The sequence below is a fragment of the Fictibacillus barbaricus genome, from assembly GCF_014635025.1.
GTDB classification, from domain to species: Bacteria; Bacillota; Bacilli; order Bacillales; family Fictibacillaceae; genus Fictibacillus; species Fictibacillus barbaricus.
In genome coordinates, this window is the sequence record NZ_BMCE01000001.1 from 1201483 (window position 1) to 1213309 (window position 11827).

Consider the following 11827-nt stretch of genomic DNA (forward strand, 5'->3'; position numbering starts at 1 on the left):
TTAAAAATGGAAAACATAAAATCAATTGAACAATTTAAGGAAACCATTAAATCAGGTGTTACAATAGCTGTCTTTTCAGCGGATTGGTGCCCTGACTGTGTAGTGATCAAACCAATACTTCCTGAAATTGAGGAAGAGTTTTCAAGTTATCAATTTGTTTATGCAGATCGTGATGAGTTGATCGAGCTTTGTCAGGAGCTTGATATCTTTGGTATTCCGAGTTTCTTAGCTTTTAAAGATGGAGAAGAAATCGGACGATATGTGAATAAAGAAAGAAAGACGAAAGAGCAGATTGTTTCTTTTTTAGAAGAGCTGAACATTCCTTCAAAATAGTATAAAAGAGTATGTTATAATAGCAAAAAATGATTCTTTTAAAGTGAAGGGAAGTTACTCATAATGGCTAAAGTTGAAGTAAACCATAGTAAATATGAAGGTATTCGATTCGATATACAAGATGAAAACGTAATCCTGGTTGATATATTAGAAACGATTCCATACGAATATGTAGGAAAAGATACGTTGGTTACGATTCCTACTACTGAATTTACATCTGTATGTCCTTGGTCTGGTCTTCCGGATTTTGCAGATATTATCATCAGCTATATTCCAAATGAAGATCTCGTGGAGATGAAGTCCTTAAAGTATTATCTAACTTCATACCGTAACGTCGGGATCTATCAAGAACATGCTACGAACCGAATTTTGGAAGATCTAGTCAAACTATTAAAACCTAAGTATATCAAGGTAACAGGAAACTGGAATGCTCGTGGCGGACTAGGAACTGAAGTAGTCGTAGAATATAAAGAAGATAGCAACAAATAATTGCAGAAAACCTCCTTTAGGAGGTTTTTCACGTTAAAAGAAGACGTTCTAAAATGGAAGGGAGGATCTATTTCATGAGTAGTTCAATCAAACTAAAAAAGGCTCTCGAGGAAAGACTGTCTAGTCCTGAACGTGAGATTGTGTATGATAGAGACGAAGAAACCTTAAGAATAACAGACAATAAAACAGGTAAAGGTGTTTCTCTTTCACTAGGAGGGCTCAGTGCACGCTGGGCAAAGGAAAAAGATGAGCTTCTTGAAGAACTTGTATATTATGTGGAAGAAGGATTGAACGCTATACATCAAAAAGCAGATGACAATGTTTTATCACGTATCTTTCCAGTTATCCGTTCCGCATCTTTTCCTCATGAAACACCAGAGGGTGAGGCTCTCTTTTATCAGGAGCATACTGCTGAAACACGAATATATTATGCTTTAGACCTAGGCAAAACCTATAAACTTTTAACGAATGATAAAATGAAGGAGTTAAAAGTGGTGGAGTCTCAGGTTCTGGATGCAGCGCGCTTTAATGTAAAGCGGTTATCAACAGACTATAAACAGGATCAGGTTGCCGAAAATACTTTTTACTTTTTAAATCATAATGATGGATACGATGCGAGCCGTGTTCTAAATATAAATTTCTTAGAAGAAATGAAAAATAAGATCACAGGCGAGATGGCTGTAGCTGTACCACATCAGGATGTACTTATCATAGCGGATATTAAGAACAAACAAGGATATGATATCTTAGCTCAAATGGCGATGCAATTCTTTATGAATGGCCGTGTACCTGTAACCGCCCTGCCTTTTATTTATGAAAACAGGGAACTTGAACCAGTCTTTATTTTAGCCAAAAATAAACCAATAGAAGATGAAACAAACGAGTGATATATAATAAAAAAGCCGCTAGAGCATCTAGTGGTTTTTATTTCTTATAGCCTTTTGAATGTATGTGCTGCAAATAGATATTTATACTATTGTTTCTCTTCTATTTTCGCTACAATAAAGAAACAACCCAACAGAAATAGGTGAGAAAATGAGTTGGATAAAAAAATTAATGAATACGTTTTTTGATGATGAAAATGATGATGACTACTACTATGAAGAGGAGCAAGAAGAACAACCTGTAAAAAAGAAGCGTTTTTCAGAAGAAAATAATGCAACATCTAAGACAAGACCTGCTGCTTTCACGAATAATGGAAAGAGAACTGTCCAAACGAGTATACAGCATCCTGCTAAAATGCTGCATAAGTATCCTGAGAACGCACCGTTCCGCTTTCCTGTTATACCAGATGAAAAAACAATGAAGTCGTCCCCGCAGCGCCATACATATCAGCCTAGGGAAACCAGCCATTACAAGGAACCGGTTCGGCAAGAAAGGTCTTATCGAGAAGAAAGGTCAGTTCGGGAGGAAAGGCCGCAGAATCGCGAGAATAGAAGGTTGCCAGGCAAATCGCCCGACATGAATTCAGAGCAAAAACGGCCAGCTTTTAAGGCAACACATGTGCCATCTCCTGTTTATGGATTCGAAAGACGGGATAAAAATGCTGCTAAACAAACCAATGAGACTAAGGAAGTGTCTTCTGAAGTTAAATCAAGATTTACGCCAACAGATGTACCATCTCCTGTATATGGATTTGGTAAGAGAAAACCTGAGGGCATCCTATTTATAGGCAGAGATATCCCTCAGAAAGATTCGGTGACAGAAGAATTATTAAAAACGGTTGAAGAAACACTACCAGCTGGTGCTAAAGAAAAGTTAATCGCATTAGAAGAAAATAGAGAAATAATACCTTCTGATCTGCATGATTCGGCATGGAAACAAGAGCAGGAAATAGAACATGTTGCTGAAGCAGCTCCGCGTTTTAACGTTCAACAACCTGATGAGCAAATTCAGCAGCATTATACGCCTAATGAAGTTCGTACAGAATCGGAAATTGTACCTGACCAAATCCAGAAGCAAGAACAGGATCTTGCTGAAGAACCTTCACAAGGAACAGAACCTATCTCTTCGAATGAAAGATTCAACGACGAGCTTCAGGTTCAAGAGCTGGACCAACTTGTAGAAGAAGTTGAAGAAAAAAAGGTATACAACGATGAAAGCACTTTTGTAGAGGATGAACATAGAACAGCTTCTCCGCCAAAACGAGAGTCTGCCAAAAGTGGAGGGCAGTATGTTCCATTCAATGTCCTAATGCTTAAAAAGGATAGAAAAACATATGCCAATAAAGTACAGCCGCAACCAGAAAACAAACCAGCTGTACCTTCATTAAGAAATGATCAAGAAAAGGTTTCAAATGGTGAAAATCAACTGTTCGTACCACTGTCTTTTCTAAACAAGGCTAAGGTGTCACTCGAAGATGATGATCTTTGGCTAAATGAACAGAGACAAACATTGCAGTCGACCCTTGATAATTTTAATGTGAACGCAAAAGTGGTTCATATGACAAAAGGGCCAGCGGTTACAAGATTTGAAGTACAACCTGCTCCGGGTGTAAAAGTTAACAAGATCACGAACTTAACAGATGATATCAAACTAAGTCTGGCCGCTCGCGACATTCGTATCGAGGCTCCGATACCAGGAAAGAACGCGATCGGTATTGAAGTGCCGAACCAGCATAGCAGAGCAGTCTTTCTGCGTGAGATCATAGAGCATGATGTTTTTAAGGAATCGGCTTCTTCCTTAACAGTTGCCCTTGGGTTGGACATTTCAGGAGCACCGGTTGTAACCGATCTGCAAAAGATGCCGCATGGATTAATTGCAGGAGCTACTGGTTCAGGTAAGAGTGTCTGTATCAACTCTATCCTAGTAAGCTTGCTATATAAAGCAAAGCCAGAGGATGTGAGATTATTGCTGGTAGACCCTAAAATGGTTGAACTTGCTCCATACAATCACATACCACATCTAGTAACCCCTGTTATTACAGACGCAAAAGAAGCTACTGCCGCTTTGAAATGGGCAGTCGAAGAAATGGAAAGACGTTACGAAGAATTTGCAAAAACAGGCGTTCGAGAAATTAAACGATACAATCAAAAGATGGAAGAAGAGCGACACTATCAAAATAAGATGCCTTATATTGTGGTGGTGATCGATGAGCTTGCCGATTTGATGATGGTATCACCTCAAGAAGTCGAAGAAGCCATCTGCCGAATCGCACAAAAAGCTAGAGCATGCGGAATCCATTTGCTATTAGCTACTCAGCGTCCATCAGTTGATGTTATAACGGGACTCATTAAAGCAAACGTACCAACACGAACAGCGTTTGCAGTTTCGTCAGCTATTGACTCGCGTACCATCCTCGATATGAGCGGTGCTGAGCGATTATTAGGACGCGGGGACATGCTCTTTATGGAAAATGGATCGAATAAGGCTGTCCGGATACAAGGAACGTTTGTATCAGATGAGGAAATTGAAGAAGTGACTCGATACGTAAAAGAAGAATATCAAACTGATTATCTTTTTACCCGCGAAGAGCTGATCCAGCATCAGCAAACTACAGAAGTAGAAGATGAACTTTTTGAAGAGGCATGTTTTTATGTAATAGAAGTCGGTGCAGCCTCATCATCGAGTCTTCAACGCAGGTTTAGAATAGGCTATAACCGTGCTGCCAGACTTGTAGATATGATGGAAGGCTTCGGCTTAGTATCAGAAGCGATGGGAAGCAAACCAAGGCATGTTCTTTTAACGCATGAAGAACTGGAAAACCGTTTATATAGTCAAGTTGATTAATAGTAAGAGCTGGTAACGAAACCAGCTCTTTTCTTATACGAATTTTTTAGGAACCTGATTTCTATGGCTTTAACCGAAATTTAGATTTTTCGGCTAAAATAGAAATTATCAGCATTTTCCATTAGATTGCATTCTTCAACCCTTTTTGCTTTTTATCTGCCTGTTAAATAGATCCGGACTCTATAGCAAAGGCTCATAACCAAATGATTTTCTTGAGTTATTGCACCTTGTCAGCTATTATAGTGTGGGGAATAGTTCCCTTCTGTTTTATACCATGGAAAAAGTCATGAGGAGTAAATAGATGAAAGAAATAGAACTAAAGCTGCAAGGTAAGATCAAGCGGCTCACAAATAAAACATTTAAATTTGATGAACGAATCAAAGAGGGCTGGTTCTCTGCTGTATATTTTCTAAAAACATGTGAGATAGTAGAATCTTTTAAACCAGATAACATCGTAACGATGCAATTCTTTCAAAAAAGCGAAGCCGTTCTGTGCGGTTCAGATGAAGCGATTGCACTTATAAAAACATTTGCGAAAGACCCAGATTCATTGGAGATTTACTCACTAAAAGATGGAGATAAAATCTCTCCATTCGAAACAGTGTTAACAATAAAGGGACCCTATCAGAACTTTGGTTTCTTAGAGGGAATGATTGATGGAATTCTAGCCAGAAGAACTTCAGTTGCAACGAATGTTTATAATGTAGTAAAAGCTGCGAGTAAATCAGGTGTTCAAAAGCCTGTAATCTTCATGGGTGATCGAGACGATCATTTTGCCCAGCAAGCAGGAGATGGCTATGCTTCTTATATTGGAGGATCAACAGCTCAGGCTACACATGCGATGAACGAATGGTGGGGCAAAAAAGGCATGGGAACGATGCCTCACGCACTCATACAGATTTTTAACGGAGATATTGTTGAAGCTACGAAAGCTTATCATGCAAAATATCCAGAGGATGATTTGATCTCACTAGTTGATTATAACAATGATGTGATTACAGATGCCCTTAAAGTAGCCAGAGAGTTTGGGGAAACGCTAAAAGGGGTAAGGGTTGATACTTCAAGAACAATGGTCGATCAATACTTTTTTAGAAATCCTGATGTGTTAGGTTCTTTTGATCCAAGAGGAGTAAACCCCGAATTAATCTTTGCTCTTCGAAAAGCGCTTGATGATGAAGGGTTTCACCATGTAAAAATCGTGGTGAGCGGCGGATTTAAAAAGGAACGAATCGAGCAGTTTGAGGAACAAAGAGTCCCTGTGGATATTTATGGCGTTGGAAGTAACCTGTTGAAAATTAACATAGGTTTTACAGGAGATAATGTAATGATGAATGATCAGCATCAAGCAAAAGCAGGCAGAATCTATCGTCATAACCCAAGGCTAGAGCTGGTAGAGTAGGGATATCATGATTTTTTGAGAAGTTGGGCAAAATAGGTAAGTATAGAGTAGAACGGTCTATTAGATGTTTATCATTTGGCTATCATGGTGATGAGACTCCAACTTTGCTATAATGATTCAAGTATTCCGAATCAAGCCTGAATGTGCATAAATAACCAAACCATACATCAGGCATATAATAATACAAATAGGCCTTTTAGAAGGTGTTCTTTTTGTGGAGGGCTATACATGACAAAATACCATTTTATTGGAATTAAAGGGACAGGAATGAGCCCGCTGGCACAAATCCTTCATGACATTGGTCATGATGTACAAGGATCTGATATTGAACAACATATCTTTACACAAGCAGCACTTGAAGAAAAAAAAATTCCGGTATTACCGTTTGACAAAAATAACGTACAAGAGGATCAAACAATTATCGCCGGCAACGCATTTGGTGAGCAGCATGAAGAGATTCAAGCTGCCAATGAAAAGAACATACCTATTCATAGATATCACCATTTCCTAGGAGAGTTCTTATCTAACTTTACTTCTATTGCTGTTACAGGTTCTCATGGAAAAACTTCGACAACCGGATTGCTAGCACATGTAGTAGGTGCAGCAAAGCCTACATCTTATTTAATCGGAGATGGAACTGGGAAAGGAAGCAAAGGCAGCGAATATTTTGTGTTTGAGGCGTGTGAATATCGCAGACATTTTCTTTCGTATGAGCCTGATTATGCGATTATTACAAACATTGATTTTGATCACCCTGATTACTTCTCTGACATAAAAGATGTTATCAGTGCCTTTCAATCAATGGCCATGCAGGTTAAGAAAGCGATCATCGCATGTGGTGATGATGCAAATCTTCAGGAAATTCATGCACAGGTTCCGGTTGTGTTTTACGGTTTCGGTGACCATAATGATTTCCAAGCTAAAAACATTCAGCGTGGAGATGAAGGTACAACGTTTGATGTATTTGTAAGAAACACGTTTTATGGAACGTTTCAGATCCCAGGGTATGGCACACATAATGTGTTGAATGCACTTGCTGTTATTGCAATCTGTCACTACGAGGCACTGCCGATGGATATTATTAAAGAACAGTTAAAGACTTTTACAGGGGTAAAAAGACGGTTTTCTGAAAAGTCTATCGGTGATCAGATCTTAATTGATGATTATGCTCACCACCCAACAGAAATTAAAGTAACGATAGAGGCTACTAAGTATAAATATAAAAATCGTGAAGTAGTGGCTATATTCCAGCCTCATACCTTCACAAGGACGAAAACATTTTTAGATGAGTTTGCTGAGAGCTTAAGTGAAGCAGATCACGTTTATCTTTGTGACATATTCGGTTCTGCAAGAGAGAATGCAGGAAATCTTTCGATCGAAAATCTTAAAGAAAAAATTCCGAACGCAGAGCTGATCTCTGAAGATAACGTTGATGTACTCAAGAAGTATAACGATGGTGTGTTATTATTCATGGGAGCTGGAGATATCCAGAAATTCCAGAGAGCTTACGAAGAAACTCTGACAGCAACTCCATAATAAAAGGGTCTGGCTTAGAATTTAAAAGTCGGACCCTTATTTTTTAGATGAAAGTGAACACATCAAAATAATTTCACGGTAATCTTGATTTTATCCACAAAAGATTAGAAAATATCCAGACAAAAGAGCAATAATTCCACGATATTTTTTATTTATCCGATTATCGACAAAATTTATCCAAATCCCAATCAAAAAAATAGACCCACAAAGCCGATATCTGACTTTATGGGTCTCTTTGTTTTACTTCAAGTTCTCCGGATTTAATTGCTCTAGTTCAGGCAGTACGAATACACCGTCTTTACGGATTAATACATCATCAAAGTAGATCTCTCCGCCGCCGTAATCAGGACGCTGAATCATAACCATATCCCAATGAATGTTTGATTCATTTCCGTTGTAAGCTTCTTCATACGCTTGACCTGGAGTAAAGTGGAAGCTTCCATCAATTTTCTCATCAAACAAAATATCTTTCATTGGATGCTTGATGAACGGGTTAACCCCGATTGCAAATTCCCCAACATAACGAGAACCTTCGTCTGTATCAAAGATCTTGTTAATACGTTCAGAATCATTTGCAGTAGCTTTTACAATTTTCCCGTTTTCAAACGTTAACTGTACATTTTCAAACGTAAAACCATTATAAGGAGATGGTGTATTGTAAGAGATGGTTCCGTTTACAGAATCTTTTACTGGTGCTGTAAATACTTCTCCGTCAGGAATGTTGTTTTGACCAGAACATTTGATAGAAGGGATATCTTTGATTGAGAAGGATAGATCAGTTCCTGGTCCTGTAATTCTGACCTTATCTGTTTTATCCATCAGATCTTTTAAAGCGGTCATGGCATCATCCATTTTACCGTAGTCAAGGTTGCAAACTTCAAAATAAAAGTCTTCAAAAGCTTCTGTACTCATGCTTGCTGATTGTGCCATAGAAGCGTTCGGATAGCGAAGAACACACCATTTTGTTTTCTTGATACGGATCTTGCGGTGCATAGCAAAAATAGTTTTCTCGTATAGAGCCATTTTTTCAGACGGCACATCAGACATTTCATTTATGTTGTCTCCCGAACGCAGACCGATGTATGCATCCATCTGACTCATAAGATCACCTTCGTGTTTTGCAATGATCTCCATTTGTTCTTCTGTTGCTTGTGTATACTGAGCACGCATAACAGAATGATCTTTTAACAATACAAATGGATATCCGCCAGCTGCATATGCCTCTTGAACAAGAGCGTTTACTAACTCTTTTTGAAGGCCAAAGTTCTCAATAAGTACTTTTTCGCCTTTTTGCAGGTTCACTGAGTATGTAATCAAATTTTTTGCAAGTTGTTGAATTCTTGGATCTCTCATATTGAAGAAGCCCCCTACATGTATTTATTATCTTCTTTATTTTAACTTAATTTAAATAATTTGTAATGTTCTAGAAAAGGAATTTAGTGATTAAACAAAGAATAGTTAATAAAACACGTTTTCTTTGATAAAAACTCGGGAAAAAGCAATAATATACTTTCAGGAGGTGTCTCGTATAATGGAGATCATTATTTCAATCAGTGTAGCTATCATTGCAGTTGCATTTGTCGTACTCGTTTATTTTTTGTCAAGAGCTCTAAAGTCCTTGCAAATTACCCTCGATAATGTCGCGGTAACGCTTGGAAGTCTGGAAAAACAACTCGACGGCGTGACGCGCGAGACAACCGATTTGTTACATAAAACAAACCAGTTAGCCGAGGATGTTCAAAAGAAATCAGATTCTCTAAACCATGTTTTTTCAGCAGTACAGGATTTCGGTCAATCTGTTCAAAAGGTGAACCAATCTGTCCGCAAAGTTACAGACCAGATAACGGTTGAAACAGAGCGACAGTCTAAGCAAATATCGCAAGCGGTTCAATGGGGGAATGCAGCATTGAATTTATGGGAGAAATACAAACTCAAAAAATCCAATGTTGAAACAGCAACAAACCAATATTCCAGAGGAGGAGTGTAAATGAGCAACAATAACAATCAAAATATTGACAGCAAAGATTTTATGATCGGTGCTCTTGTTGGTGGTATGTTAGGAGCGGCTGCTGCATTATTATTAGCGCCAAAGGCTGGTAAGGAACTTCGAAGCGATCTTAACGAACAGGCAGTTTATTTAAAGGATAAAAGTAACGAGATCTCTCACTTGGCTCGTGAAAAATCCTCAAATATTGTTCGTACTGTATCTGAGCAATCTAATCAAGTAGCTACTAAAGTAAAAGACTTAACATCAAATCTTCGCAAGGACATCGATAAGTGGCGATCCAAAGAAGAAGAAAATGCATCTGAACTATATGGTGAAATTTCTGACGATCTTCAGGAAGAAAGGCAATTAGATTATGATCCTGCAAATGAGCAGGAATTAGTAGAGCAAAAATATTGATAAGTATAGTCTGTATATGAAAAGATAAGAAAAAGAACTCGTTTCTTTTTCTTTTCTTTTTATTATGGAGGTAGATAACGATATGGCACTTATTCAACTGCAAAACGAACAAGATTGGAACTTGGTAAAAGAACAAAAGAACCGTATCATGATCATGAAGAACAGCACAACATGTCCAGTGAGTCATGAGGCGTTTAAGCAATATCAAAAGTTTGCGTCTGAAAATGAAAACGAAACAATTTATTACTTGAATGTTCAAGATGCAAGGCCACTTTCTAATCTACTAGCAGAGCAAACGGGAGTAAAGCATGAATCACCACAAGTATTAATATTTGAAGGTGATACAGTCGTTTGGCATGATTCTCATTGGAACATTACAAACAAAAAACTTGCTGAGGCAAATCAAAAAACAAAAGCGTAGCAGGGACACCCTGCTGCGCTTTTCTTTTAAACAAGAACTTCAATCTTAAGAGTCAAGTGATTATCTTTACCGATACATGTAATCGTAAAGGTACTGATATTCAGTCAGCTTCTTACAATCAGACCGACGACTGAACGTGCCGTTATCACATGCAAATAAAAGATTTTTGTCCACGAAGGCACCTCTTTTTGATACGATAGATGTAGTAGGATTTGTGATCGCAAGAATACATCCTGATTACTAGAAATGTATCAAATTTCTTACATTAAATAAATGCTGAGGTGCACATAAATGAATCATCCAGAATTGAACGCATTACGAACAGAACTTGATGAAGTGAATAAAGAGCTCTTGTCACTTATCAATAAGCGTGGGGAGCTTGTCCAACAGATCGGTAAGATTAAATCTGCACAAGGGATAAAAAAATATGATCCAGTAAGAGAGCGACATATGCTAGATCTCATTTCTACAGAGAATGATGGGCCATTTGATACAAGCACTCTTCACCATCTGTTTAAAGAGATTTTTAAAGCGGGACTTGAACTGCAAGAAGATGACCACAAAAAAGAACTTCTTGTTTCAAGAAAACAAAGACCTGAAAATACAGTTGTCTCGGTAAAAGGAACAGACATTGGGGGCGGAAACCCGATCTTAATTGCAGGTCCTTGTGCTGTGGAAAGTTATGAACAAACAGCAGAAGTAGCAGAAGCAGTTAAGAGAAACGGTCTTAAAATCTTACGTGGTGGAGCGTTTAAACCTCGGACATCACCCTATGATTTTCAAGGTTTAGGAATAGAAGGTCTCCAAATACTTAAGAAGGTTGCTGATCAATACAATTGTGCCGTTATCAGTGAAATTGTTCATCCACAAGACTTGGAACTGGCATCTGAATATCTCGATATCATCCAAATCGGTGCAAGAAACATGCAAAACTATGAGCTGTTGAAAGCAGCAGGCAGGATCAACAAGCCTATATTATTAAAAAGAGGATTAGCGGCAACAATAGAAGAGTTTATTAACTCTGCCGAATATATTATGTCTCAAGGAAACGGACAGATCATCCTTTGTGAAAGAGGGATTCGCACGTATGAAAGAGCAACACGAAACACTTTAGATATAACAGCAGTACCCATTCTAAAACAAGAAACACACCTGCCAGTCTTCGTGGATGTTACGCATTCAACAGGCAGAAAAGATCTGCTCCTTCCAGCAGCAAAAGCAGCTTTAGCAATCGGAGCAGACGGGGTTATGGCTGAAGTCCATCCTGACCCAGCAGTGGCTCTATCAGATGCTGCACAGCAAATGAACATTGAAGAATTTGAAAGATTTGTTGAAAAACTTGTTCAATCAGGTTTTATAAAAACGAAACAAACGGTGTAAAAAAAACATTAAAATAAGGCCGGTGAGCTATTATTTAGCTGCCGGTTTTTTGTCTGTAAAGAAGCTATCGAAAAGAGTATGATTCTGGCTATTTTCGCCAAAAATAAGCAAAATAGGTTTATTTACTAAGATTCCT

General features: G+C 38.2%; 11 protein-coding genes. 10 read left to right on the plus strand and 1 reads right to left on the minus strand.

Features of this window, described 5'->3' with window-relative positions; translation table 11 throughout:
- Positions 1–6 precede the first annotated feature (6 nt).
- The 6 genes from IEV52_RS05865 (at position 7) to murC (ending at position 7486) form a co-directional block, all read left to right on the plus strand.
- Entirely contained in the window at positions 7–333 is a 327-nt protein-coding gene (locus tag IEV52_RS05865; protein WP_188401554.1) for a thioredoxin family protein, read from the plus strand.
- 63 nt (positions 334–396) lie between these two features.
- Positions 397–822: a preQ(1) synthase gene (queF, locus tag IEV52_RS05870; RefSeq protein ID WP_188401555.1), complete on the plus strand. Its 426-nt coding sequence runs from the start codon at positions 397–399 to the stop codon at positions 820–822.
- A 74-nt stretch (positions 823–896) separates the two neighbouring features.
- Complete coding sequence (locus tag IEV52_RS05875; RefSeq protein WP_188401556.1) at positions 897–1709, plus strand: DUF1444 family protein; 813 nt, start codon at positions 897–899, stop codon at positions 1707–1709.
- Between the two features lie 148 nt (positions 1710–1857).
- Positions 1858–4551, plus strand: a complete 2694-nt coding sequence (locus IEV52_RS05880) for a DNA translocase FtsK (RefSeq protein WP_188401557.1) — start codon at positions 1858–1860, stop codon at positions 4549–4551.
- Positions 4552–4852: 301 nt separating this feature from the next.
- Positions 4853–5950, plus strand: a complete 1098-nt coding sequence (locus IEV52_RS05885) for a nicotinate phosphoribosyltransferase (protein ID WP_188401558.1) — start codon at positions 4853–4855, stop codon at positions 5948–5950.
- A gap of 228 nt (positions 5951–6178) precedes the next feature.
- Positions 6179–7486: a UDP-N-acetylmuramate--L-alanine ligase gene (gene murC / locus IEV52_RS05890; protein WP_188401559.1), complete on the plus strand. Its 1308-nt coding sequence runs from the start codon at positions 6179–6181 to the stop codon at positions 7484–7486.
- Between the two features lie 240 nt (positions 7487–7726).
- On the opposite strand, the gene IEV52_RS05895 is transcribed toward murC, so the two are convergent.
- The gene (locus IEV52_RS05895) at positions 7727–8839 is read right to left on the minus strand and encodes an aminopeptidase (RefSeq protein WP_188401560.1); all 1113 of its coding nucleotides are present in this window, start codon (positions 8837–8839) and stop codon (positions 7727–7729) included.
- Between the two features lie 178 nt (positions 8840–9017).
- Here IEV52_RS05895 and IEV52_RS05900 point away from each other — a divergent pair, with 178 nt between their 5' ends.
- The 4 genes from IEV52_RS05900 to IEV52_RS05915 all read left to right on the plus strand — a co-directional run bounded on the left by IEV52_RS05900 (position 9018) and on the right by IEV52_RS05915 (position 11691).
- Entirely contained in the window at positions 9018–9473 is a 456-nt protein-coding gene (locus IEV52_RS05900) for a DUF948 domain-containing protein (protein ID WP_188401561.1), read from the plus strand.
- Entirely contained in the window at positions 9474–9890 is a 417-nt protein-coding gene (locus IEV52_RS05905) for a YtxH domain-containing protein (protein ID WP_188401562.1), read from the plus strand.
- Positions 9891–9954: 64 nt separating this feature from the next.
- The gene (gene ytxJ / locus IEV52_RS05910) at positions 9955–10311 is read left to right on the plus strand and encodes a bacillithiol system redox-active protein YtxJ (RefSeq protein WP_229754202.1); all 357 of its coding nucleotides are present in this window, start codon (positions 9955–9957) and stop codon (positions 10309–10311) included.
- A 291-nt stretch (positions 10312–10602) separates the two neighbouring features.
- The gene (locus IEV52_RS05915; RefSeq protein WP_188401563.1) at positions 10603–11691 is read left to right on the plus strand and encodes a bifunctional 3-deoxy-7-phosphoheptulonate synthase/chorismate mutase; all 1089 of its coding nucleotides are present in this window, start codon (positions 10603–10605) and stop codon (positions 11689–11691) included.
- Positions 11692–11827 lie beyond the last annotated feature (136 nt).

Coding starts and splice junctions, on each gene's coding strand:
- IEV52_RS05865 (WP_188401554.1), top strand. CDS start 7: ATGGAAAACATAAAATCAATTGAACAATTTAAGGAAACCATTAAATCA.
- queF (WP_188401555.1), top strand. CDS start 397: ATGGCTAAAGTTGAAGTAAACCATAGTAAATATGAAGGTATTCGATTC.
- IEV52_RS05875 (WP_188401556.1), top strand. CDS start 897: ATGAGTAGTTCAATCAAACTAAAAAAGGCTCTCGAGGAAAGACTGTCT.
- IEV52_RS05880 (WP_188401557.1), top strand. CDS start 1,858: ATGAGTTGGATAAAAAAATTAATGAATACGTTTTTTGATGATGAAAAT.
- IEV52_RS05885 (WP_188401558.1), top strand. CDS start 4,853: ATGAAAGAAATAGAACTAAAGCTGCAAGGTAAGATCAAGCGGCTCACA.
- murC (WP_188401559.1), top strand. CDS start 6,179: ATGACAAAATACCATTTTATTGGAATTAAAGGGACAGGAATGAGCCCG.
- IEV52_RS05895 (WP_188401560.1), bottom strand. CDS start 8,839: ATGAGAGATCCAAGAATTCAACAACTTGCAAAAAATTTGATTACATAC.
- IEV52_RS05900 (WP_188401561.1), top strand. CDS start 9,018: ATGGAGATCATTATTTCAATCAGTGTAGCTATCATTGCAGTTGCATTT.
- IEV52_RS05905 (WP_188401562.1), top strand. CDS start 9,474: ATGAGCAACAATAACAATCAAAATATTGACAGCAAAGATTTTATGATC.
- ytxJ (WP_229754202.1), top strand. CDS start 9,955: ATGGAGGTAGATAACGATATGGCACTTATTCAACTGCAAAACGAACAA.
- IEV52_RS05915 (WP_188401563.1), top strand. CDS start 10,603: ATGAATCATCCAGAATTGAACGCATTACGAACAGAACTTGATGAAGTG.